The organism is Bacteroides sp. AF20-13LB (assembly GCF_003603065.1).
GTDB lineage: Bacteria > Bacteroidota > Bacteroidia > Bacteroidales > Bacteroidaceae > Bacteroides > Bacteroides uniformis.
In genome coordinates, this window is record NZ_QTMH01000007.1 from 23,673 (window position 1) to 46,807 (window position 23,135).

Annotated in this window: 21 protein-coding genes; 9 read left to right on the forward strand and 12 right to left on the reverse strand. The window is 49.1% G+C overall.

Going from position 1 to position 23,135, the window contains the following annotated elements; all coding sequences use genetic code 11:
• The first annotated feature begins 28 nt into the window (after nucleotides 1-28).
• The 6 genes from gcvP to DWX62_RS09360 all read left to right on the forward strand — a co-directional run bounded on the left by gcvP (nucleotide 29) and on the right by DWX62_RS09360 (nucleotide 8,206).
• Nucleotides 29-2,878, forward strand: coding sequence for an aminomethyl-transferring glycine dehydrogenase (gcvP, locus tag DWX62_RS09335; RefSeq protein ID WP_120172773.1), 2,850 nt, complete (start codon nucleotides 29-31; stop codon nucleotides 2,876-2,878).
• A complete protein-coding gene (locus DWX62_RS09340; protein WP_120172774.1) occupies nucleotides 2,857-3,540 on the forward strand; it encodes a hemolysin III family protein in 684 nt (227 codons plus the stop codon). The genes gcvP and DWX62_RS09340 overlap by 22 nt, the downstream gene beginning before the upstream one ends.
• Nucleotides 3,541-3,657: 117 nt before the next feature.
• A complete protein-coding gene (locus tag DWX62_RS09345) occupies nucleotides 3,658-4,482 on the forward strand; it encodes an ABC transporter ATP-binding protein (protein ID WP_009036898.1) in 825 nt (274 codons plus the stop codon).
• Nucleotides 4,479-5,273, forward strand: a complete 795-nt coding sequence (locus DWX62_RS09350) for a hypothetical protein (RefSeq protein ID WP_005836332.1) — start codon at nucleotides 4,479-4,481, stop codon at nucleotides 5,271-5,273. The genes DWX62_RS09345 and DWX62_RS09350 overlap by 4 nt, the downstream gene beginning before the upstream one ends.
• A gap of 3 nt (nucleotides 5,274-5,276) precedes the next feature.
• A complete protein-coding gene (locus DWX62_RS09355; RefSeq protein ID WP_005836330.1) occupies nucleotides 5,277-5,645 on the forward strand; it encodes a GntR family transcriptional regulator in 369 nt (122 codons plus the stop codon).
• Nucleotides 5,646-5,875: 230 nt separating this feature from the next.
• Nucleotides 5,876-8,206: a carboxypeptidase-like regulatory domain-containing protein gene (locus DWX62_RS09360; protein WP_120172775.1), complete on the forward strand. Its 2,331-nt coding sequence runs from the start codon at nucleotides 5,876-5,878 to the stop codon at nucleotides 8,204-8,206.
• A 111-nt stretch (nucleotides 8,207-8,317) separates the two neighbouring features.
• On the opposite strand, the gene DWX62_RS09365 is transcribed toward DWX62_RS09360, so the two are convergent.
• The 3 genes from DWX62_RS09365 to DWX62_RS09375 form a co-directional block, all read right to left on the reverse strand.
• The gene (locus DWX62_RS09365; protein WP_005828141.1) at nucleotides 8,318-8,881 is read right to left on the reverse strand and encodes a nitroreductase; all 564 of its coding nucleotides are present in this window, start codon (nucleotides 8,879-8,881) and stop codon (nucleotides 8,318-8,320) included.
• 64 nt (nucleotides 8,882-8,945) lie between these two features.
• Nucleotides 8,946-10,070 (reverse strand): HpaII family restriction endonuclease, encoded by a 1,125-nt coding sequence (locus DWX62_RS09370; RefSeq protein ID WP_005836324.1) that lies wholly within the window; start codon nucleotides 10,068-10,070, stop codon nucleotides 8,946-8,948.
• Between the two features lie 157 nt (nucleotides 10,071-10,227).
• Nucleotides 10,228-10,824, reverse strand: a complete 597-nt coding sequence (locus tag DWX62_RS09375) for a YigZ family protein (protein WP_005837654.1) — start codon at nucleotides 10,822-10,824, stop codon at nucleotides 10,228-10,230.
• 184 nt (nucleotides 10,825-11,008) lie between these two features.
• Between DWX62_RS09375 and DWX62_RS09380 the strand changes: the two genes are divergently transcribed.
• From DWX62_RS09380 to DWX62_RS09390, 3 genes are all read left to right on the forward strand, one after another.
• Complete coding sequence (locus tag DWX62_RS09380) at nucleotides 11,009-11,851, forward strand: AraC family transcriptional regulator (protein ID WP_035449226.1); 843 nt, start codon at nucleotides 11,009-11,011, stop codon at nucleotides 11,849-11,851.
• 135 nt (nucleotides 11,852-11,986) lie between these two features.
• Nucleotides 11,987-12,565 carry a sugar O-acetyltransferase gene (locus DWX62_RS09385; RefSeq protein ID WP_035448206.1) on the forward strand — a complete coding sequence of 193 codons (579 nt, stop codon included), beginning with the start codon at nucleotides 11,987-11,989 and terminating at the stop codon, nucleotides 12,563-12,565.
• A 9-nt stretch (nucleotides 12,566-12,574) separates the two neighbouring features.
• The gene (locus DWX62_RS09390) at nucleotides 12,575-13,726 is read left to right on the forward strand and encodes a glycerate kinase (RefSeq protein WP_035448204.1); all 1,152 of its coding nucleotides are present in this window, start codon (nucleotides 12,575-12,577) and stop codon (nucleotides 13,724-13,726) included.
• Here DWX62_RS09390 and DWX62_RS09395 read toward each other — a convergent pair.
• The 9 genes from DWX62_RS09395 to DWX62_RS09435 all read right to left on the reverse strand — a co-directional run bounded on the left by DWX62_RS09395 (nucleotide 13,723) and on the right by DWX62_RS09435 (nucleotide 23,043).
• Nucleotides 13,723-15,063, reverse strand: coding sequence for an MATE family efflux transporter (locus DWX62_RS09395; RefSeq protein ID WP_035448203.1), 1,341 nt, complete (start codon nucleotides 15,061-15,063; stop codon nucleotides 13,723-13,725). The genes DWX62_RS09390 and DWX62_RS09395 overlap by 4 nt on opposite strands.
• A 109-nt stretch (nucleotides 15,064-15,172) precedes the next feature.
• Nucleotides 15,173-15,355: a hypothetical protein gene (locus DWX62_RS09400; RefSeq protein WP_005828120.1), complete on the reverse strand. Its 183-nt coding sequence runs from the start codon at nucleotides 15,353-15,355 to the stop codon at nucleotides 15,173-15,175.
• Between the two features lie 64 nt (nucleotides 15,356-15,419).
• Nucleotides 15,420-15,821, reverse strand: coding sequence for an FKBP-type peptidyl-prolyl cis-trans isomerase (locus DWX62_RS09405; protein WP_008663162.1), 402 nt, complete (start codon nucleotides 15,819-15,821; stop codon nucleotides 15,420-15,422).
• A gap of 18 nt (nucleotides 15,822-15,839) precedes the next feature.
• Complete coding sequence (locus DWX62_RS09410) at nucleotides 15,840-16,415, reverse strand: flavodoxin family protein (protein WP_005828115.1); 576 nt, start codon at nucleotides 16,413-16,415, stop codon at nucleotides 15,840-15,842.
• A 130-nt stretch (nucleotides 16,416-16,545) separates the two neighbouring features.
• Entirely contained in the window at nucleotides 16,546-17,793 is a 1,248-nt protein-coding gene (locus DWX62_RS09415; protein WP_117879011.1) for a DUF1015 domain-containing protein, read from the reverse strand.
• 103 nt (nucleotides 17,794-17,896) lie between these two features.
• On the reverse strand, nucleotides 17,897-18,817 hold the full coding sequence (locus DWX62_RS09420) for an NAD(P)-dependent oxidoreductase (RefSeq protein ID WP_005828107.1): 921 nt from the start codon (nucleotides 18,815-18,817) through the stop codon (nucleotides 17,897-17,899).
• 110 nt (nucleotides 18,818-18,927) lie between these two features.
• Entirely contained in the window at nucleotides 18,928-19,995 is a 1,068-nt protein-coding gene (serC, locus tag DWX62_RS09425; RefSeq protein WP_005828105.1) for a 3-phosphoserine/phosphohydroxythreonine transaminase, read from the reverse strand.
• A gap of 274 nt (nucleotides 19,996-20,269) precedes the next feature.
• Nucleotides 20,270-21,607 (reverse strand): DEAD/DEAH box helicase, encoded by a 1,338-nt coding sequence (locus DWX62_RS09430; protein ID WP_120172776.1) that lies wholly within the window; start codon nucleotides 21,605-21,607, stop codon nucleotides 20,270-20,272.
• Nucleotides 21,608-21,753: 146 nt separating this feature from the next.
• Nucleotides 21,754-23,043, reverse strand: a complete 1,290-nt coding sequence (locus tag DWX62_RS09435) for a DNA/RNA non-specific endonuclease (protein WP_005828102.1) — start codon at nucleotides 23,041-23,043, stop codon at nucleotides 21,754-21,756.
• Between the last annotated feature and the right edge of the window lie 92 nt (nucleotides 23,044-23,135).

Consider the following 23,135-nt stretch of genomic DNA (forward strand, 5'->3'; position numbering starts at 1 on the left):
TACAGCAAACTTTTAAATCATTACAGCCATGAAAAACGACCTATTGGCCTACCGCCACATCGGCATCAGCGAAAAAGACGAGGAAAAGATGCTCCAAAAAATAGGAGTGAAAAGCCTGGACGAGCTGATTGATAAAACCATTCCTGCCAACATCCGCCTGAAAGAACCGCTGGCTCTGCCCAAGACAATGACGGAGTATGAATTCGGACAGCATATTACAGGACTGGCTGCCAAAAACAAACTTTACACAACCTATATCGGTATGGGATGGTACAATACCATCACTCCTGCCGTTATCCAACGGAATGTATTCGAGAACCCCGTTTGGTACACTTCCTATACCCCCTATCAGACCGAAGTCTCACAAGGACGCCTGGAAGCCCTGATGAACTTCCAGACTGCCGTATGCGACCTCACCGGCATGCCCCTTGCCAACTGCTCCCTGCTGGATGAAGCGACTGCCGCAGCCGAAGCCGTGACGATGATGTACGCCCTGCGTCCGCGCGACATGCAGAAATCGGGCGCCAACGTGGTATTTGTTGACGAAGCCGTCTTCCCGCAGACACTGGCAGTAATGACTACCCGCGCCATTCCGCAAGGTATCGAGCTGCGTATAGGAAAATACCATGAAATGGAATTCACGCCGGACATCTTCGCCTGCGTACTGCAATATCCCAACGCTACCGGCAACGTGGAAGATTATCGCGCCTTCGTGGAAAAAGCCCATGCGGCCAACTGCAAAGTGGCCGTTGCCGCCGACATTCTGAGCCTCGCCCTGCTCACCCCTCCGGGAGAATGGGGAGCTGACATCGTCTTCGGAACCACACAACGGCTCGGTACACCGATGTTCTACGGCGGGCCGTCGGCAGCCTACTTTGCCACCCGCGACGAGTACAAGCGCAATATGCCGGGACGCATCATCGGCTGGTCGAAAGACAAATACGGCAAGCTGTGCTACCGCATGGCGCTGCAAACCCGCGAGCAGCACATCAAGCGTGAAAAGGCGACTTCCAACATCTGTACCGCGCAGGCACTGCTGGCTACAATGGCAGGCTTTTATGCCGTATATCATGGTCCGGAAGGTATCCGCACCATTGCGGAACGCATCCACAGCATTGCCGTATTCCTGGAAAAGAGCATCAACAGACTGGGGTACAAGCAGGTCAATGCACAATATTTCGACACGCTCCGCTTTGCACTGCCCGACACCATTTCGGCACAGCAGATACGTACCATCGCTCTAAGCAAGGAAGTGAACCTGCGTTATTTCAAGAATGGAGATGTAGGCATGAGCATTGACGAAACTACGGATATAGCTGCCGTCAATGTACTGCTCTCCATCTTTGCCATTGCCGCCGGAAGGGATTGGGAAAAGACAAGCGACGTACCCATGGCAAGTAGCATCAGCGCGGAGATGAAGCGCCAAAGTGCCTATCTGACACACGAAGTATTCAACAAATACCATACGGAAACGGAGATGATGCGCTACATCAAGCGCCTCGATCGTAAGGACATCTCACTGGCACACTCCATGATTTCCCTCGGCTCGTGCACCATGAAACTGAATGCCGCCGCAGAGATGCTGCCGCTCAGCCGTCCGGAATTCATGAACATGCATCCCCTGGTGCCCGAAGACCAGGCCGAAGGTTACCGCGAACTGATAAGCAACCTCAGTGAAGAGCTGAAAATAATTACCGGCTTTGCCGGCGTCAGCCTGCAACCAAACTCCGGTGCGGCAGGCGAATATGCAGGACTCCGCGTCATCCGCGCCTATCTGGAAAGTATAGGACAAGGGCACCGCAATAAAATACTGATACCTGCATCCGCACACGGCACCAACCCGGCATCCGCCATCCAGGCAGGCTTTACCACCGTGACCTGCGCCTGCGACGCACAAGGCAACGTGGATATGGCCGACCTGCGCGCCAAAGCGGAAGAAAACAAGGATGACCTCGCCGCCCTGATGATTACCTACCCTTCCACACACGGTATCTTTGAAACGGAAATTGTGGAAATCTGCCACATCATACACGCCTGCGGCGCGCAGGTATATATGGACGGTGCCAACATGAATGCCCAAGTAGGCTTGACGAATCCCGGCTTTATCGGTGCGGATGTCTGCCACTTGAATCTGCACAAGACGTTCGCCTCTCCTCACGGCGGCGGCGGACCGGGCGTAGGTCCCATCTGTGTGGCAGAGCATCTGGTTCCGTTCCTTCCGGGACACAAATTGTTCGGCAATGCAGCCAACCAGGTGTCCGGAGCCCCCTTCGGCAGTGCAGGTATCCTCCCCATTACTTATGGCTATATCCGCATGATGGGAACAGAAGGGCTGACACGGGCCACAAAGATAGCCATCCTCAGCGCCAACTACCTGGCAGCCTGCCTCAAGGATACATACGGCATCGTTTACCGCGGTGCTACCGGCTTCGTAGGACACGAAATGATATTGGAATGCCGTAAGGTGCACGAAGAGACGGGCATCAGCGAAAACGACATCGCCAAACGTCTGATGGACTACGGCTATCATGCCCCCACCCTCTCCTTCCCGGTACACGGCACGCTGATGATTGAACCGACGGAGAGCGAAAGCCTTGCCGAACTGGATAACTTCGTGCAGGTGATGCTGACCATCTGGGACGAGATTCAAGAGGTGAAGAACGGCGAAGCCGACAAGACGGACAACGTGCTGGTGAATGCCCCGCATCCCGAATACGAAGTGGTAGCCGATACGTGGGAGCACAGCTATACCCGCCAAAAGGCAGCCTACCCGATAGAAAGCGTACGCGAAAACAAGTTCTGGGTGAACGTGGCACGCGTGGATAATACGTTGGGAGACCGTAAACTGTTGCCCACATGCTATGGATGCTTCGACTGATGAAAAGAAAGCGTAACGGACTATTTTATAGTAAAAAAGAAGAAACCATCAATTCCATCTCCCATGGCATCGGCATTGCCATGGGAGTAATTGTAAGTACACTATTCCTGATAAAATGCTACCAAGCACAGAATCTTTGGGCAGCATTCGGTGTATGGCTCTATCTGTTCGGTATGGGCGGCTCCTATCTTGCCTCCACACTCTACCACTCCCTGAAACATCATAATCCGTGGAAACGACGCATGCGGCATTGGGACCATGCAGCCATCTATTGGCACATTGCAGGCAGTTATTCCCCCATCACACTCATTGCATTGAGAGAGGACGGCGGTTGGAGCTGGGGACTTTTCGGCTTCGTCTGGCTATGCGCCATCATCGGTACTGTTGTCAGCTTCCGTAAGATGGAGGAGCACAGTTACGTGGAAACAGTGTGCTACATCCTGATGGGGCTGTCCGTACTGGTAGTATTCAAGCAGCTTTTCGCCCTCTCCCCCACAGCCTGCTACTGGATTATTGCCGAGGGGGTATGCTACATCACGGGAGCCGCCTTCTACTCCTTGCGCAAGGCACGGTACATGCACTCGGTTTTCCATTTCTTTGTATTGGGCGGTTCAGCCTGCCACATGGTGGCTGTATGGGACATACTGGTGAAGATGCTGTAAGCAAACGGCAAGCGCACAACCGCTAAAAGAAGTTAATAAGTATCTCTTTCCCTTGCTTTTCTCCATAACTTGCCCTACGTTTGCAGTGTTGTACATCAGTACAACACTAATAAAGTTATGATAACGATAGAGAACACAAGCTACGGATACAAGTCCAATCCACTTATTTTCAACAACATATCTTTGGAAATAGGAAACGGTATATATGGACTTCTGGGAGAAAACGGCGTAGGCAAAACGACGCTGATGCATCTCATCTGCGGACTACTCTTTCCCAAAAACGGAAAGTGCAGCATAGACGGAAGAAACACGGCAGAGAGACAGTCCGAAGGGTTGGCCCGTTACTTCTTCCTGCCCGAAGAGTTGCAGATGCCTACCGAAAGCATCGCCAGCTTCGCTGCACGCCATTCCGTATTCTATCCACATTTCAATCAGGAAGAATTCAAGCTGAACCTGGAAGAGCTGAAAATCAACCGGAAACAAAAACTCTCTTCCGTCTCCTACGGACAACAGAAGAAGGCAATGCTGGCATACGCCTTTGCCCTGCATACTCCATACATCCTGCTCGACGAACCGACAAACGGGCTGGACATCACCTCCCGCCAAGCCTTGAAACGTATCATCAGCCGCAGCATGGACGATGAAAGCACGCTGCTCATCTCCACCCATCAGGCGCACGACTTCGAGAATCTGCTGGACCATCTCGTCATCCTTGGCAAAGGCGAAATATTACTGAACCGTTCGCTGGACGAAATCAGTAACCGGCTTCTCTTTGCCCGTACGGACATCCTGCCGGCAGAAAGCATTTACAGCGAACAAGACTTGTCGGGCCATTTCTCCATTCTCCCCAACGAGGACGGAGAAGAGAACACACCGGACATCGAGCTGCTGTATAAAGCGGTGTTGCAACAACCGGAAAAGATACAGAGCATGTTTCAATGAAAATCCATCATACAAACAGAACTATGAACGCAACTTTTAATCTGAAACGCTTCCTGCTACTGGAACAATATAAAAGGAATGAGACCGGCAGGCACCTGCTTTGGTCGGCAGCCGTCGTATCGTTCATCTGCATCCTGTGCATCCTCTACGACATAAACCGCGGTGGAAGTTATTACGGCAAACATACCTCTGCCACCGAATTCTCCCGCTACGTACTATGGTTTATCCTCATTGCCCCCTGCCTGCTGGAAACAAATTTCAGCAAACGCAACTCTACTCTCGATATACTGCTGCCGGCATCGGCATTCGAGAAGTTCCTGCATATCTGGATAAAATACCTGCTGCTGCTTCCCCTATTCTGCGGTCTACTGATAGCCTGCCTCAAAGGTCTGCTGTCCTTAAGCGGCAGCGAGTTCCTGCAGTATTTCGCAACGCACATCACGATGTTCCGGATACACAACACCCAGATACTGACCAATGCAATCCTGCATGCTTCCGCCTTCATCGGCTACTTCGCCTTCAGTCGGCAAGTCCTGCTGAAAAGTTTCACCATCTTTGTAGGCTCCATTGCCGTCTGCATAGGAATTGTAACTTTTGTGGCCTCCCTCATGCCCGAAGCCAGAGCGGACGGATACTGGATAGACAACATTGCCACATGGCCCAACACCAACTATCCGTTGTCGGCCGGTGCACAAGCCATCGTGACTTTCTGCAATTATGCGGCTCCCATCAGTGTGCTGCTCGGTTCATGGGTATCGAGCTACTTCCTGCTCAAAGAAAAACAACTGTAGCCTATGGACTTCAAGACCAACAAACCGATATACCAGCAGATTGTAGATTTCTGTTTCAGCAAGATTCTCACCCGCGAATGGCAGGCAGAAGAGCGGGTGGTATCCGTGAGGGAGCTCTCCACACAACTGGCAGTGAACTCGCGTACCGTGTTGAAGGCCTATGAATACCTCCAGGCAGAGGGCATCATCTACCCGGAACGGGGAATGGGATTCTACCTCTCCAAAGATGCGGTGAAGAAAGTGATGCGAATACAGAAGAAAGAGTTTTTTGAAAACCAGCTTGCCGACATGTTCCGCAGCATGGAGCTGCTCGGCATCAGTATAGAAGAAATAACAGAACGATATAACAAACTTAAAAAAGACGGTTCATGAAGAGATACGCAAAGACTGCATTATGGATTACCTTCGGACTCCTCTTCGGACTTACGATTGTCAAAGTTTCGACACTGATGTACGAGATTTATTCCTTCATGCATTCCTAACTTTCATCGGACAGACGAGGAAAGTATAAACAACTGATATACAAGCTTCAGCATCTTCCCTTAACGGGAAGAGTGACTTTTGCATCCCTATCCAACAGTAACAGACTAATACAAACGATTATGAAAACCCAACTTTTTTTACTATTGCTTGCCCTCTCCGTACTCAGTACGCAGGCACAGAGCCTCTCCATCAAAGGACGCGTCACGGACGCCTCGCAAGAGGCAGTTATAGCCGCCAATGTGTCATTATGGACCATAGACTCTACTTTGGTGACCGGAGTAACCTCGAATGCACAAGGCAAGTTCGCCCTCCCTAAAATCAAGGCAGGCGATTACCGCCTTTCCATCTCCTTCATCGGCCTCCAAAGTGAAAACATACTGCTGAAACTGAATAAAAGCCTCGACCTGGGCGATGTACAGTTGCAGGAAGATGCCGTAAGCCTCGGTGAAGTGACGGTATCCGCCAGCAATGTGCTGCAGCGGGTAGACCGGCAAATCATCCTGCCTTCCGAAAGCCAGCTGAAACGCTCGTTCGGTGCCTATGACCTGCTGAACAATCTCGGCATTGCCCGTCTGCAAGTGGACAATCTGAGCAACAGCATGAGCGTCAGCGGTGGTGGGGCCGTACAAACCCGTATCAACGGCATTAAAGTGACAGACAAGGAGATAGCGGCCGTCAGAGCCAAAGACGTACTGCGTGTGGAGTTCATCGAAGACCCCGGCAAGCAGTACGGAGACGATGAACTGGGCGCCGTAGTCAACATTATCCTGCGCCGCCGCGAAACGGGCGGTGTTGTGAACTTCCAACTCTCCGATTCGCCCCACACCCTATGGGGAGAGAATTTCCTGAGCGCGAAGTTCAATTACAAGAACTCCGAATGGGGCATCGACTACTTCAACAAGAACGGCAAGTATCACAGCCGCCTCGAATCCCATGAAACCTTCTATCTGGGCGACCGTACCATCGACCGCATCAAGGAAGGCATCGAAGACGAGTCTCCCTCCCTGAGCTTCATCAACAACCTGAATCTGACGTACAATCTGACGAAAGCGGACAAATATGTATTCAATGCCATTTTCCGTAACAACCTCAGCAATGCCCCCTACCAGAATGAGCTGAACAAGATGTGGGCAGTGGGCAGCACGGAGTCCATCTATTCATACGTCAACAACCATACATCCAGCTACTCTCCGGCGCTCGACCTTTACTTCCAGCATACCCTGCCCCATCAGCAGAGCATCCAGGTGAATGTAACGGGAACGCTCATCCATACCAAGAACAACCGGAAATACAAGGAGTACAAAGACGAGAACGCACCGCTGGCGGACATCCAGACATTGGTGGACGGTGACAAGCGCTCCGTCATTGGCGAAGCCATCTATGAAAAGAACTTCAAGGAGGTGAAGCTGAGCGGCGGTGCCCGCCACTATCAGATGCGGACAGAGAATGAGTATAAAGGTTCCAACCCTACCACTTCGAAGATGGACCAGTCGCAGACATCCGCTTTCTTCGAGGTGCAGGGCAAGGTAAAGGACTTCAGCTATGCGGGCAGTGTAGGAATGACACGTGCCTGGTTCAAGGAAAGTGAGGAAGACCATGCTTACTATACCTTCACGCCCACCGTGCGGTTGAGCTATAATCTGAAGAAGGCGGGATTCCTGCGCTACCGGTTCAACATCAGTCCTGCCATACCGTCGCTCGGCTCGCTGACTGATGTGGAGCAAGCGATGGACACGATACAGATAGTCCGCGGAAACCCGTTGCTGAAAACGTATCAACAGTTCACGAACTCCTTGTCTTACAGCTATTCGAAGAAGCAGTTCAATGCCAATCTGAGCGTGCGCCACCAGTATTATGACAATCCCATCATGGAAAGCATCTTCGTGGAGGACGGCAAACTGATACTGAAAGATGAAAACCAGCGGTCGTTCCAAAGCCTGAATGCGGAACTGATGGTCGGCATTAACGGCGCTACGCTGTTCGGGCTGAAGGATTTCCTGACGCTTTATGCTTCGGGAGGATATACGCGCAGTTGGTCGGAAGGCCTGAACTATAGCCATATGTACGATGAATTCTATTACAGCGTGATGGCGCAAGTGCAATATAAAGACTTCTCGCTGCTCGGGCAGTTCCGGAAAGTGCAGAACAATTTCTTCGGCGAAACCATTAAAAAGAACGAAAACCAGACGGCATTCATGGCAATGTACACCCGGCAGAACCTTCAGGCGGGAATCGGTATTATGTTTCCCTTCACCAATAACTATAAAGTGGGAAAAGAAAGAATCAGCAAAGTGGCTCCTTTCCGTTCCGAGACATTCGTCAGGGAGACGGGACAGATGGTCGTGCTGCGCGTGGGTTATACATTCGAGTTCGGACGCAAGCACAAGGCAGGCAACAAGGGGCTGAACAACAGTGATACGGACAGCGGCATCATCAATATGCAGCGATAACCCATTTCCTCTGTGAAGAGGAAGCCCAACGGAGAGTGGCGGAATTATACGTTATTTTGCTTCATGTATGATTAATTACCTGACCGCCACCTCTCCTGCGGGTATCTCTGTTTAGCGGATGATGGTCACCGTACCTTCCTTCACCTTTTTCTCCTTCACCGGAGCATCGGCGGGAGCATATCCCAGGGCTGCGCAGCCATATACCTTATGGCTCTCGGGTACACCCAGCTTTGTCAAGAAAGCCCGGACATCGGGGTCGTCGCAGGTCTGCCCCAACTGGTTAATCCAGCAGGAACCGATGCCGAGGGACTTGGCTGCAAGAAAAATGTTCTCCAAGGCGCAGGCACAATCCATACCGGCCCACCACTTGTCCGGCTCATTGGAGACAATGACCAACGTGGGGGCATGATAGTAGCAACAATAAGTCTGGCTGTGTCCACGCTCCCGTGTATGGAGGTCGTCACTCTTGGCAAAGGCACCTTTGATTTTATCGTTCAGCTCTTCCAGCACCTCCTTATTCTGGATGGCGGTAAAGTGCCACGTCTCCAAATGCATACCACTGGGAGCATAGGTAGCCGCCTCAAGGATAAGGTTCAAATCTTCTGCGGAAACTTGCTGTTCCGTATAGGCACGGACGCTGCGGCGTGCCTTGATGGTTTGTAATGTCTCGTTCATTTATTTATTTATTTGAGAATTGATAGTTGATAATGCACATCAGTACGTGTTCAGTGGGGCTGTTTCACCGTTTCACCAGCCCAATCTTTACATTCAGCTTGAAGTACCAGACGCCGTTCTCGCGCTCCAAGAAGCCGTATTTATCTTTCTCTACGGCACCTTTCTCCAAACGCGTATTCTGATAGAGGAAGTCTGCAAAGACCTGCGGACGGGATTTGTGGTAGCAAAGTACCTGCCCGCTGCCGTCCGTCAGGAAGATGCCTTCGACGGCAGAGTCCGTACCGTTATAAATTTTGGCAGGGCGCATGCCGAGGGCAAGTGCCAGCAGGAACTGCTTCATCTTGAACTCGTAGAAGCGGTGCTTGTTTATCAACTCGTCCTTTATCTTCAACGGATTCATCTCCTTGATGCGCTCCGTCAATTCGCTGATGCGGGTGATGCCGTCCAAGTGCATCAAGCGTACCATCTCGGCAAGCATGCGGGGGAAGTGGAGGTCTATCATCAGCAAGTTGCAGCGGAACACGCGGTCGGCAACGTCGGCATACTTCAGCACGCCGCCCAGTCGCTCAATCATCATCATGCGTTCTGCCACTTCCGTAGGAGATTCCGGCAGGGCATTCACCTTGTTCACCGTGGGCACGGCAAACTTGACACCGCTTTGCTCCAGCTTCAGATTCGCCGTGCGCCCTCCGTCCAGCAACGGATTCATCGGGGTAAGACGACAACGGACATTGAAGCCCGTTAGAGGTGCTTCGGGATGCCAGAAGGCAACGGAGAAGTCGGTACGGTCCTCCGTCTTTGCTTCCAGGTCGAAGATGTTGACAGCATCCAAAAAGGCTTCCAAACCTTCGGACACTTCCACTTCCTCGCCCGAAACGTTCTTCAGCAGATGCAGAACCAACTCTGCCGCATCACCAAAGTCTTCGCGGGGGAAACGCAGTTCCTCCTTCTCGCCCGGAACAAACGAACCGTCCTTCCCGGCAGTTCCGCTGACAACGCGCACTTCCTGCGCTTCGATATAGTAACGGCGCGTACCGTCATGCTCTTCCCTCTGTATCAAGGCAACGGGCCAGCGCAGGGTTTCGTCTTTTTCAGCTTTCGGTGTACCCAGTGACACGGCTCCATCCGCCAGCAGGCGAAAGAAGGTGTAGAGCTCGCCCAGTTCTCTTTTTGTTGCACTAAATGCCATAAACTTTCTTTTGTTTAAAGGAGGGAGTCAGCCTTTCATAAGGAGTGATGCCGTTTCCGCAAAGAAAACAGTCTGTTCCGAAGGACAAAACAACTTGTTCCGTTAAAGGAAACGAACAACTTCCCTATTGAAAGGGGCTCTTATCCCATTTGTTGTATTATTCAAACCTCAATGTTTCTACTTTCTCCAACCGTGCCCGCAACTTCGGCATCATGGACTGGCGGATACGGAGCGTCATGCGGCAGTCCATATCATACGACTGTTCCAGGATTTCCGGCTCCTCCTCCTTCACTACTCGCATCACATCGTTCATGAAAGGATATTCGAAAAGGAAGGTAACCGTCTCATCCACGGTCTTTTCAATAACGGTGGCGGCAGCAATGGCTTCGGCGGCGGCGGCTTTATAGGCTACAATCAGTCCGCTCGTACCCAATTTGATGCCTCCGAAATAACGCACTACGATAATCAATATATCCGTCAATTCGTTGGAATTGATTTGTCCCAGAATCGGCTTGCCTGCCGTACCCGATGGCTCGCCGTTGTCGTTGGCACGGAAGTCCTTCCGCTCATGGCCCAGCATGTAGGCGTAGCACACGTGGCGGGCGTCGTAATATTTCTTCTGGTAAGTTTCCAGATGCGCCTTCACCTCCTCTACTGTACGCACCGGCAGGGCAATAGCAATGAACTTGCTGCGCTTTTCAGTGTAAATGCCCTCGGAAGGGGCAACGATGGTTTTATACGTATCTTCGCTCATGCTGCAAAGATAATGCAAACTGAAGAGAGAACTTTCATGCTTGCATGAAAAAAGTTATGTTGAAGTGCAGCTTATCTTATCTAAAGATAATGCAAAATCAAAAGCAGCAGAAATAAGCAAGCTGATTTCTGCCGAAAAGAGTTATCTTTGTACGAAGAATCAGATTTATAATCAAACAGAAAAAATGACAGACGGAATCAAGACATTGCACTATTCGGACCTCTTCCTGGCAATGTATTTCGAGGGAGGGAGAAGCTGCACGCACCGGAATCATTCGCACGTGCTGGTATATATGTACTCCGGTGAAATGGTTATCGATGAAAGAGGCAAAATCACTCGGCTGCATAAAGGAGACTGTGCCTTTATCCGTAAGGACTTTAGTGTGCAAATGACCAAACAAGCCTGGAATGGAGAGCAGTTCAAAGCCATTTTCCTGATGTTCACTCCCAAATTCCTGCGTGACTTTTACAGCAGGCTGAACCGGGACATCCTGCCTAAAGATGCCAAACGAGATAAAATAAGCTTGTACAAGCTACCTTCCAACCGCCCCGACATTGTAAGTCTGTTCGAATCCATGACACCCTATTTCGATTCGAGCATCCACCCGACTGAGGAGTTGCTGCAACTGAAAAGGATGGAGGGGATATACGTGTTGCTCAATACGAGTAAAAACCTGTATGCTTCCGTTTTTGATTTTGCAGACCCGTGGAAAATAGACATATTGGACTTTCTGGAACACAATTACATGAACGACATATCCATGGAAGAAATGGCCAATTATACCGGCCGCAGCCTATCCACGTTTAAACGCGATTTCAAAAAATGCAGCACACTCTCCCCACGGGAATGGCTGATACAGCGCCGTCTCGAAGCCGCCCGTGAGCTGATACGGAAAGGAGGGCGCAAAGTATCGGAAATCTGTTTTGAAGTAGGTTTCAAGAACCTCTCCCATTTCTCGAAAGCTTATAAAGCCACCTACGGTATTCCTCCGACAGAAGACATACAGCAGGAAGTGAGTCTCACATAGATTGCGGAACTTTTTCTATCCGTGGACTGCACGGCAAAGCATATTGAACCGTACAACAAAGCCATTGTAGCATAGCCTCCTTACATTTGTACCCGAAAAATGATTAGAGTGTATAACAATTTAAATCAAACGATTATGAAAAGTATTTTTGAAAAAGATTTATCGGGAGAGATGGTTTCACCCAACGAGCCGGGCTACAATGCATTAATTGAGGACATTTTCGCTACCATCAAGGTTGCCACAGAAATGAATACGGGTTACCGCACCCCCGAAGAGGTACACGGATATATGGGCAAGATTCTCGGTAAACCGCTTGAAGAAAGTACAACGGTGCTGCCGCCACTCTACATCGACTACGGTAAGCCTATCACCATCGGAAAAGGGTGCTTCATCCAGCAATGCTGCACTTTCTTCGGTCGCGGCGGCATAACGATTGGCGATGAGGTATTTATCGGACCGAAAGTCAATCTGATTACAATCAACCACGACCCCGATCCGGAGAATCGCAGCGCTACCTATGGCCGTCCGATTACCATTGAGGATAAGGTATGGATAGGAATCAATTCGACCGTCCTCCCCGGAGTACGTATTGGCTACGGCGCAATTATCGGAGCGGGCAGTGTAGTGACCAAAGACGTTCCTCCTATGACTGTGGTAGCCGGGAATCCAGCCAGATTTATCAAAAAAATCAATAAACCACACCAAAAAGATTAAAGCAAATTCATGAAAAAGATAGTGATTGCCATCGATTCCTTCAAAGGATGTCTCACCTCGGCAGAAGCCGGAGAAGCTGCCGCCCAAGGGGTACATGCCGCATGTCCCGAATGCCGGACCATCGTGCTCCCCGTGGCCGACGGTGGAGAAGGCATGCTCGACGTCCTGCTTGCAGCCAGTAACGGAAAACGTATCACCGTCCGTGCCCACGACCCGTTGATGCAACCGTGCGATGCCAGTTACGGCATCTCCGGAGACGGCAATACCGCATTCGTAGAAATGGCTGCCATCAGCGGCCTGCCACTGGTTCCTGCCGACAAAAGGAATCCGATGAAAACCACCACCTTCGGAACGGGCGAACTGATACGCGATGCCTTGGAACGGGGATGCCTCCGTTTCGTCATCGGACTTGGAGGGAGCGCCACGAACGATGCCGGTCTGGGAATGCTGCAAGCATTGGGATTCCGTTTCTTCGATAAAGAAGGACACGAAGTGGGAAGCATGGAAAAAGGCATCGCCCTATGCGGTGCCCTTCTATCGGAAATCAGCTCCATAGACAGCTCTTCTGCCCATCCCACACTGAAAAAGGCATGTTTCACGGCGGCGTGTGATGTACGCAATCCTTTCTTCGGTCCCAATGGAGCAGCCCACGTATTCGCTCCCCAAAAAGGAGCAGACGCGGATATGGTGAAGGAACTGGATGTTGCTATGCAGCATCTTTCGGACGTCATATTCCGCACTACCGGCAAAGACGTATCCTTGCATCCCGGTGCCGGTGCGGCAGGCGGTATGGGGGGCGGTCTCTACGCATTTCTGGATGCACAGTTGAAACCCGGCATAGAGCTTCTTTTGGAAACTCTGGACTTTGCAGAAAAGATTAAGGATGCCGACCTCCTCATCACCGGAGAAGGGAAATCGGACCGGCAGACTCTTATGGGGAAAGTACCTTCGGGCATCTTGCAGGAAGCAAGAAGGCAACATATTCCCGTCATCCTGCTGGCAGGAGCGATAGAGGATGCCGGGATACTGAATGCAGCCGGATTCCGGGGCGTATTCTCCATTACCCCCTCTCCCGTCTCTTTGGAGCAGGCCATGCAGCCTGAATTTGCTCAAGAAAATATCCGAAGGACAGTGGAGCAAATTTGCCGGATTTTCTTTTAACTCCCTCTAACTCCTTTAACATACCGATAGCACCAGATACCGACTACATCGGCAATCAGCCAGCCGATGGGGATGGACCACCAGATGCCCGTCACCCCAATCTCAGGTATCGAAGCAAGCCAGTAAGAAAGAACTACACGGGTGCCCAGCGACAGCACGGTCAGCACAACAGACATGCCCGGCATACGGATGGCCCGATAGTATCCGTACAGCAAAAACAAGATGCCGATGCCACAGTAGAAAGCACCTTCGATGCGTAGGTACGCCACTCCCACCGCAATAATCTCCGTTTCGTCCGGACGGACAAAGATAAGCATCAACGGTTTGGCAAAGATGAAAACCAATACGGACACAAGGAGCGAAAAAACAACAGCCGTGACAAATGCACTGCGAACACCCCGGTGGATACGGTCGTAACGTCCGGCCCCGAAGTTCTGTGCAATAAAGGTGGAAAAGGCATTCCCAAATTCCTGCACGGGCATATAGGCGAAAGAGTCAATCTTCACAGCTGCCGCAAAAGCTGCCATTACCGCTGTTCCAAAGCTGTTGACAAGCCCCTGTACCATCAGGATTCCCAGATTCATCACCGACTGTTGGACGCAAGTCAGTGTAGAGAAGGAAGCTATTTCCTTCAAGCAAGTACGGTCAAAACACATGTCTTCATGATGCCATCGCAGTTCCGGACGCCTTCTGTAAGTATAAATGATGATGCCCAGAGCAGCTACTCCTTGAGCGAGGACAGTGGCCGCAGCCGCACCCTGAATCCCCCAATCCAGTTGTAGGATAAAAAACAAGTCGAGCGCTATATTCAGAACGACAGAAACTGCCAGAAACCAAAGCGGAGTGACAGAATCCCCTACTGCACGCAGCAGAGATGCGTAGAAGTTATAGATAAAGGTGAAAACTATACCGCAGAAGATTATCCACAAGTAGCTGCGCATCATGCCGTATATGTCTTGCGGAACCTGCAACAGCCGGAGAATAGGATCGAGCCAGATAAAAACGACTACATTCAGTATCAGTGTCACGATACCTATTAGTGCAAACGAACTGAATATGCTACGACGCAGTGCTACATGGTTTCCGGCACCATAATGTAAAGAGAACACAGTGCCACTGCCCATCGCCAGTCCCAGCAAAACGGATATAAGGAAAACCATCAGTGTGTATGCCGAACCGACCGCCGCCAACGCCCCTGCACCAATGCATTGGCCTACAATGAGCGTATCTGCAATGTTGTAGCATTGCTGCAAAAAAGACCCTACCAGCATGGGTAGGGTAAAATGCAATAAAGTACCGGTTATGCCTCCTTGAGTGAGGTCTCCTTTCCGTAGCATCCTGCTTTTGTTTTTAAGAGTTTCATTTCCGGGTACAAAGATACAAAACCCTCCAACAAACCATCTGGACTCGACGAAGAAAGAGGCATGTAATAAAAAAAGCAGAGGGTTAACCTCTGCTCTCCATACTGTTTTTGTCAGGATTCAGAATCTTTACGACCTGACGAACATCTCTCTTGTCTGCATTACCGTAAAGGCCAATCTGTTGTCCGGGTACTGTTCCCTTTTCATGTTCTGCCTGGGACAATGCTACTTTCGGGTCAATATGCCCTGCTTTCTTATCTATATTCATACCTATTGAGTTTTTCTAAATTCTTATATGAGAACAAGATAAAAAAGCAAATTGTTCAGCAGTGTCACGAGATATTTAGTAATTCCACTTCAAATATCAGTGTGGAATACGCCGGAATGGGTCCACTGGTACGTGTACCGTATCCCATGGTGTAAGGGATATATACAATCCAACGACTTCCGGGATGCATTCGTAGCAAGGCAATCTGCCAGCCCTCAATCACTTCATTCAGACGAAAAGCCTCCGGACAATTCCGTTTCCACGAATTATCGAACTCACGCCCATTAATAAGCGTGCCTTTATAATGCACAGATACTACACTGTTGAGACGTGGTGTCGGACCGTCTCTGCCTTCCTCCAATACCCGATAAAGTATGCCGCAAGGCAATTCCTTGATTCCTTCTGCCGTACGCAACTGCTCCAGAAACTGTTCGTTCTGCAATTTATATTCTTCTTTTCTACTCATATTGACTTTTTCAATACTTTACAATAATTTGTGCACTGCTTTCTTGCAGTTCCGCATATCCTTTTCCGTCAGCTCAGGATGCTTCTTAGTACCTCCCCTCTCAATGGTTTTCACAATCTTGAAACCACTCCATTTCAGAATCTCCCTGAAAGCTTTCACCACACCGTGCGTCTGATTATAGAGAATATTGAAAGGATAAGGGGTAGTACAAGTGCTTACCACAATCGCTTTCTTGCCCTTATGAAGCGGAAGGGGCATTCCCCAGGAGTTCTCCCCCATCATACCGTAAACCATACGGTCGAAAAGCACTTTCACTTCTCCCGGCATGTTTCCCCAATAGCAAGGGGCACCGATTATCACTGCATCGGCTTCTTTCATAGACTGCAACACTCTCTGTGCCCCATCCTCGGGCAGACAACACTTCAATGAACTGCGACACTTCATGCAACCGATGCAGGGATGTACCTGCAACTGTGGAACGTCTATATAAACTGTTCCAACTCCGCAGCCTTCAAGTTCCTGCTTCATCAGCTCCAACATTTTCGACATGTTGCCATGACGACGGGGACTACCGTTAAGAATCAATACCTTCATTGTATACTCTCAATTTTTCGGCAAAGGTCGGCATTTTCTACATAATAACCTTATTATTCTGTTTTAATCCGAAAAAAACGGGGATGTCTTTTAGTGGAAGACATCCCCGTTTCAGTTTATATCAATTCATTTAGTCCAGTTTATGAATCACCAACCCCGAACGCAACTTCGGCTCAAACCAAGTTGTCTTGGGAGGCATGATGTTGCCCGTATCGGCGATGTCCATCAGCTGCTTCATGGAAACGGGATAGAGGGCCAATGCCACTTTCATCTCACCGCTGTCCACCCGCTTCTTCAACTCTTCCAAACCACGGATGCCACCTACAAAGTCGATACGCTTGTCGGAACGGAGGTCTTTGATGCCAAGCACTTCATCCAGTATCAGATTGGAGGAGATGGTTACATCCAGTACACCAATGGGGTCGTTATCATTATAAGTACCCGGTTTGGCAGTAAGGCTGTACCACTTTCCGTCCAGATAGAGGGAGAAGTTATGCAGTCCGGACGGCTTATAGATGTCCTCACCTTTCTCCTCCACGATGAAATTCTTGCCCACAGCGGCCAGGAACTCTTCGGGAGTCATGCCGTTCAAGTCCTTCACCACCCGGTTATAGTCAATAATAGTCAACTGGTTGGCAGGGAAGCACACGGCCATGAAGTAATTGTACTCTTCGTCACCACGGTGATTGGGGTTTTGCTTGGCTTTCTCTGCACCCACCAAAGCGGCAGCGGCGCTGCGATGATGCCCATCGGCAATGTAGAGGGCGGGCATTTGGGCAAACTCTTGGGTAATGGCATCAATGTCCTCCTGCTTGTCTATAATCCAGAAGGTATGACCGAAACCATCACCCGGAGCGATAAAGTCGTATACCGGTTTCCCCGCTGTATAACGGGAAATGACGGCATCCAGTGCAGCGTTATCGGGATAGGCAAAGAATACGGGCTCAATGTTGGCATTGTTCACGCGGACATGCTTCATACGGTCCTCCTCTTTATCACGACGAGTCAACTCGTGCTTCTTGATAACGCCGTTCATATAATCGGGAACATAGGCACCGACAACAAGACCGTACTGTGTCTTGCCGTTCATGGTCTGGGCATAGACGTAATAGTTTTCTTTATCATCCTGCACCAGCCAGCCTTTCTCTTGGAACATACGAAAGTTCTCTGCAGCTTTCTGATAAACACGTTCGTCATGCTCATCCGTACCGACGGGAAAATCTATTTCCGGCTTGATAATATGATATAGGGATTTTTCATTACCTTCCGCTTCTATGCGGGCTTCCTCTGAATTGAGTACATCATACGGGCGGGAAGCTACTTGTTCTACTAAGTCTTGGGGAGGACGGACTCCTTTGAAAGGTTTAATGATTGCCATGGTAATTAGATGTTTTAATGGAATACTTAGGCGCAGATTACACGGAACTGTACGGAAAATAAAAACTCCGTGAAATCCGCGTAATCCGCGCCTACTAAAAATATTACTTGTTTACGCGGAACTTCTCGCAACCGTCTTTCAGGAAGCCTACAATCTGCTTGGCAGCGGCAATACCTGCGTTGATATTGGCTTCGGCAGTCTGGGCCCCCATCTTTTTCGGTGTAGAGAAATAACGTCCGGCAAACTTGGCTGCAAATGTTTCATTGGCAGCAGGCATAATGTCGGTCATGTATTTCAAGTCGGTACGCTCTTCCATCAGCTGAATCAACTCGGCTTCATTGATGACTTCCTTACGGGCTGTGTTCACCAGCAGTCCGCCTTTCGGCATCTTGTTCACCAATGCATAATTGATGGAATTCTTCGTTTCGGCAGTTGCAGGAATATGCAGGGAAACGACGTCGCAAGTAGAGTAAAGCTCTTCAGCAGAACCCACAGCCTTCACTCCATCCTTCTCGATTACTTCTTTCGGGCAGAAAGCGTCGAACGCATAAATCTCCATACCGAAGCCTTTGGCAATACGGGCTACGTTGCGGCCTACGTTACCATAAGCATGGATACCCAGCTTCTTACCCATCAGTTCCGTACCGGAAGTACCGTTATACATATTACGGACAGCCATCACCATCAAGCCGAAAGCCAACTCGGCCACAGCATTGGAGTTCTGCCCCGGAGTATTCATTACACATACATTGTGGGCAGTAGCTGCTTCCAAGTCCACATTGTCATAACCAGCACCGGCACGCACCACAATCTTCAGTTCCTTGGCGGCATCCAGCACTTCAGCATCAATGATGTCACTGCGGATAATGATAGCGTTGGCATCTTTCACAGCCTCCAGCAGCTTGGCTTTTTCACCATATTTTTCCAGCAGCACGAGTTCGTAACCTGCTGCTTCTATTTCTTTACGGATACCGTCTACTGCCACTTTGGCAAACGGTTTGTCTGTTGCAACTAATACTTTCATAATTTCATGATATTAAAAAGACTCACCACAGATGACACAGATTATCACAGAGTTTAATCATAAAAACAATCTGTGCAAATCTGCGTAATCTGTGGTGAAAAACAATATTATTAATGAAGTTTCTCAAATTCCTGCATGCAGTCAATCAGAGCCTGCACACTTTCCTTCGGCATGGCATTGTAGCAGGATGCACGGAATCCACCTACAGAACGGTGTCCCTTGATACCTACCATACCTCTTTCGGTAGCGAACTTCAAGAAGTCAGCTTCCAATTCCTTGTATTCGGGAGCCATCACAAAGCAGATGTTCATGCGCGAACGGTCTTCTTTGGCAGCCGTACCCACAAACATTTTGTTACGGTCAATTTCAGCATACAGCATATCGGCCTTTTCGATGGCACGGCGTTCCATTTCCTTCACGCCGCCCTCTGCCTTAATCCAACGCAATGTCTGCAGGGCTGCATAGATAGGGACAACGGGAGGAGTATTGAACATGGAACCGCTATCCACATGCGTCTGATAGTTCAACATGGTCGGAATATAGCGAGATACCTTACCCAGCGCGTCATTCTTCACGATGACGAATGTAACACCGGAAGGAGCCAGATTCTTCTGCGCACCACCATAGATACAGATATATTTGGACACGTCGATAGGACGGGAGAAAATATCAGAAGACATATCGGCCACCATCGGAACGTTTACGTCCAAATCCTCTTTCAGTTCCGTACCGTAGATTGTATTGTTGGTAGTGATGTGGAAATAGTCTGCATCAGCAGGCACTGTATAGTCCTTCGGAATATAAGTATAAGTAGATTCAGCGGAAGAAGCGACTTCAACTACTTCACCGAATGCCTTAGCTTCTTTCATGGCTTTTTTGGCCCATACACCCGTATTCAGGTAAGCAGCTTTCTTTTCAAGGAAGTTGAAGGGTACCATGCAGAATTCCAAACTGGCACCACCGCCCAAGAACAGTACCGAATATCCTTCGGGGATATTGAGCAATTCTTTGAATAATGCCACAGCTTCGTCCACAACGGGTTGGAAGTCTTTGGCACGGTGGCTGATTTCCATCAGTGAGAGGCCTGAGCCATTGAAATCAAGAATAGCCTGTGCCGTATTCTCAATCACCTCACGAGGAAGGATAGAAGGTCCTGCATTGAAATTATGCTTTTTCATTTGAAGTTTGTTTTGGTTATACAATTTCGTTCATTAATGTCTTTCGACTTTGCGAAATTACGGAAATATTTCTTCAAAACAAACCTTTCCTGATGAAATTCTATTTTTAAGCCGCATTTAGCTTACTTTTTAATGGTTTATACAAGATATATGCACCATTTTGTTATCTTTACTTATCAAGGATAATACTTTTAGAGAAACTAAAAGCAAGGCGGTTTCATTACTTCATATTCAAAAGAATAAGCGCAAATAAAATGAATATTTATAAGATAAATCACTTTGCTTCCTCGATAACAGTTTTCATTCCCTTGATTTTTTCACCGCGTACCAGCGTCAACAATTGTTTCATTTTACTGCGGCGCACGGCTACAAAGGCATAGTGTTCCTTTACATCCACCTGCCCGACATCTTCACGCGCCATTCCTCCTTTTTTATACAAGAAGCCGACAATATCTATCTTGTTCAACTTATCCTTTTTCCCTTTACCTATATATAAGGTAGCCCATCGGGGCTTGGCCGGTTTGGGAAGCGTCTCCGGAAACTCGTACGTTTCGATGTCTTCAGAAATGTACTCGGGTACCCGCTCCTCGACATGCAGAACAAGATATGCATTTCCCGATGCCTCCCAGCGGGCAGTACGTCCATTACGGTGTGTATAGGCTTCCTCGTTTACGGGAGGATGGTAATGCACCACATTCTCAATACCCGGAATATCCAGTCCGCGGGCGGCAAGGTCTGTAGATATCAGTACGGCGCAACTGCCATTGCGGAACTTGTAAAGCGCACGTTCGCGGTCGGGCTGCTCCATACCGCCATGGAACATGTCGCAAGGGAACTTCCTGGCTTGCAGGTACCCGGCAACACGCTCCACGCTTTCACGATAATTGCAGAATACCAAAGTGGAATGATAGCCGAGGGTACAAAGCAGGTTATAGAGGGTTTCCAGTTTGTCCTTCTCCGGAGAAACGACCTTATGCAGCCGCAGACGCGGAGCAAGGGCTTCCGGAGCAAGAAAATCAAGCTTCATGAGCCGGGAGCCGGAAGACGGGGAATCACCTCCTACTCCGGCAAATTGCGGTATTTCCTCTGCATCGGTGGCCGAGAGAAGCACACGCTTTTTCAGTGAGGGAAGCTGCCCGATAACCTCTGCCATCTCGTCATGGAAACCGAACTCAAGACACTTGTCGAATTCATCTATCACCAGAGTGACGACAGTGGCGGCATTGAAATTCTCTTTCCTCAAATGGTCGCTCATACGTCCCGGAGTACCGATAATGACGGTGGGATGAATGCCTTTCATTGTCCGGTGTTCTTCCATGGCAGGACGCCCGCCATAGCAGCTCATAGCCTTGAAGGGAGTTCCCATGGACTTGAACACAGTTTCTATCTGCAAAGCCAATTCGCGTGAAGGTACTAGTACAAGAGCCTGCACACCTTGTATATCCGCTTTCAAGGTCTGTACCAGCGGAAGGAGAAAAGCCAGTGTCTTACCCGAACCGGTGGGCGAAAGAAGTACTAAATCTTTAGCTGATTGATAGGCTTCCTTAGCAGCCTCCTGCATCGGCGTAAGTTCTTGTATCTTCAAATTATGAAGTATATCCGAAAGTTCCATGAATATCTCTTTTTTAATCAATATGCAAAGATACGGATAAGAAGTCAGTTTCCATCAAAACAAAAACAGCTTTTAAGAAAGCTACCTAAATCATGACATGCCCGTCATACTAAAAGGGGAGACTCTCCTTATAGTTTCTGAAGCTTTTACCAAGCCCAATCGTCAGCACTATAAGTAGCTTCTACAGTCTTCTCTATCTCATTAGGCAGGTTACAGAAGAAGTCGATACCGGTTTCGTACTCCAAATTTTTAATAGAAACGGCATAAACCATAAATTCATCTTTTCCAGGTTTTTCTGGCAATAATTCAGAATGAGGGACTAAAAAAGCGATAGTATGATAAACCCCTGCCTTCTCGCTCAACAGAGCCATGTAATAATAGCTGGGGCAAATGAGTCCGCCAAGTGTCAGCCCGTCGGCATTGGTGGTGGGATAAAGCCCGTCATTGGCTTTCTTCACACCTGTGAAATTGGTAAGCAAACGGTCAGTAGTACCACCTTTCACGACATAAAGTTTGTCGTATGTGCCATTGATGGTGGAACGTCCCCAAGTCTGCACCTGCTTCTCAAGAGCCGCCCAATACTTTTGATTGAAACTCCCTATCTGTGGCGAGATATTACTGTAGTAGAAGGTCTGCTTATTGGCACTTTTACTGTACACACGGTCTTCGCTGGCACAAAGATGCCCCTTGTCGTACCCATCGCTCTTATGCATGGATTCAGTCACCTCCACGCTGTTGTCAATATTGGGGTCGTCTTGATTCCACTCGTTGGCACGCTTCACGTTGTCTTGCGCAGTAATCGGGTCGAAACTGAATGCCACCCAAGCCGAATGCTTCTTGGAAGCGATGTATTCCAAAGAGAAATTGAGTACCTGCCCGGCACCTTCCTCATCAGACACGCCTGCATAGTATTCAATATATTGATTGGTTGCATTGAGAGCTGGGATTTCAAGATTGTCTGCTTTATTGTTATCAGCAATATTGGCATTTTTCACATCTATATCCTCAGAAGCCACATACTCTATGCCCACTTCATTACCGTGAATATAGGCCACGCGGAGCTTGCCCATCTGATAATGATTGTAGCGGTTGAAACGCACCCAATAGCACGTAGAGGGTTTCACCTCAACGCTTTCGCTGAAAGCATCGGCAGACGGAACAACAGTAAGCCCTTCCAGCGACTCACTATTAACAGGAGCAAATGCGTAATTACGCCCGGTAAAAGCTTTGGACTGGATATAGAAAGGGGTGCCGATAGCCTTGGGCTTATACACGTTGAAACCATTGTCGCTCGACTCATAGCCCTTCATCACGTAAGTATCCGAACCCTGCTCGGTAGGTATTATCTCGGGAATGAGCGAAGCCTCTGAAGAATCATCACATCCAGCCAGCCAAATTCCGACCAGCAAAAGAAATAAGTAAGACAGTTTTTTCATCTATGTTTCTAAATTTGATTTTACGATACTAAGAATGCAAATGTGGTAATGGACAGTAAAGTCCATTACCACATTGTCTATTGCACAACCTC

Bases quoted from the DNA above. Each gene is read 5' to 3' on its own strand.
- DWX62_RS09390 (WP_035448204.1), top strand. From the start codon at position 12,575: ATGAAAAAGATAGTGATTGCCATCGATTCCTTCAAAGGATGTCTCACC.
- serC (WP_005828105.1), bottom strand. From the start codon at position 19,995: ATGAAAAAGCATAATTTCAATGCAGGACCTTCTATCCTTCCTCGTGAG.
- DWX62_RS09365 (WP_005828141.1), bottom strand. From the start codon at position 8,881: ATGAACGAGACATTACAAACCATCAAGGCACGCCGCAGCGTCCGTGCC.
- DWX62_RS09400 (WP_005828120.1), bottom strand. From the start codon at position 15,355: ATGAATATAGATAAGAAAGCAGGGCATATTGACCCGAAAGTAGCATTG.
- DWX62_RS09355 (WP_005836330.1), top strand. From the start codon at position 5,277: ATGGACTTCAAGACCAACAAACCGATATACCAGCAGATTGTAGATTTC.
- DWX62_RS09435 (WP_005828102.1), bottom strand. From the start codon at position 23,043: ATGAAAAAACTGTCTTACTTATTTCTTTTGCTGGTCGGAATTTGGCTG.
- DWX62_RS09375 (WP_005837654.1), bottom strand. From the start codon at position 10,824: ATGAGCGAAGATACGTATAAAACCATCGTTGCCCCTTCCGAGGGCATT.
- DWX62_RS09370 (WP_005836324.1), bottom strand. From the start codon at position 10,070: ATGGCATTTAGTGCAACAAAAAGAGAACTGGGCGAGCTCTACACCTTC.
- DWX62_RS09430 (WP_120172776.1), bottom strand. From the start codon at position 21,607: ATGGAACTTTCGGATATACTTCATAATTTGAAGATACAAGAACTTACG.
- DWX62_RS09415 (WP_117879011.1), bottom strand. From the start codon at position 17,793: ATGGCAATCATTAAACCTTTCAAAGGAGTCCGTCCTCCCCAAGACTTA.
- DWX62_RS09405 (WP_008663162.1), bottom strand. From the start codon at position 15,821: ATGAGTAGAAAAGAAGAATATAAATTGCAGAACGAACAGTTTCTGGAG.
- DWX62_RS09380 (WP_035449226.1), top strand. From the start codon at position 11,009: ATGACAGACGGAATCAAGACATTGCACTATTCGGACCTCTTCCTGGCA.
- DWX62_RS09350 (WP_005836332.1), top strand. From the start codon at position 4,479: ATGAAAATCCATCATACAAACAGAACTATGAACGCAACTTTTAATCTG.
- DWX62_RS09395 (WP_035448203.1), bottom strand. From the start codon at position 15,063: ATGCTACGGAAAGGAGACCTCACTCAAGGAGGCATAACCGGTACTTTA.
- DWX62_RS09410 (WP_005828115.1), bottom strand. From the start codon at position 16,415: ATGAAGGTATTGATTCTTAACGGTAGTCCCCGTCGTCATGGCAACATG.
- gcvP (WP_120172773.1), top strand. From the start codon at position 29: ATGAAAAACGACCTATTGGCCTACCGCCACATCGGCATCAGCGAAAAA.
- DWX62_RS09360 (WP_120172775.1), top strand. From the start codon at position 5,876: ATGAAAACCCAACTTTTTTTACTATTGCTTGCCCTCTCCGTACTCAGT.
- DWX62_RS09345 (WP_009036898.1), top strand. From the start codon at position 3,658: ATGATAACGATAGAGAACACAAGCTACGGATACAAGTCCAATCCACTT.
- DWX62_RS09385 (WP_035448206.1), top strand. From the start codon at position 11,987: ATGAAAAGTATTTTTGAAAAAGATTTATCGGGAGAGATGGTTTCACCC.
- DWX62_RS09420 (WP_005828107.1), bottom strand. From the start codon at position 18,817: ATGAAAGTATTAGTTGCAACAGACAAACCGTTTGCCAAAGTGGCAGTA.
- DWX62_RS09340 (WP_120172774.1), top strand. From the start codon at position 2,857: ATGCTATGGATGCTTCGACTGATGAAAAGAAAGCGTAACGGACTATTT.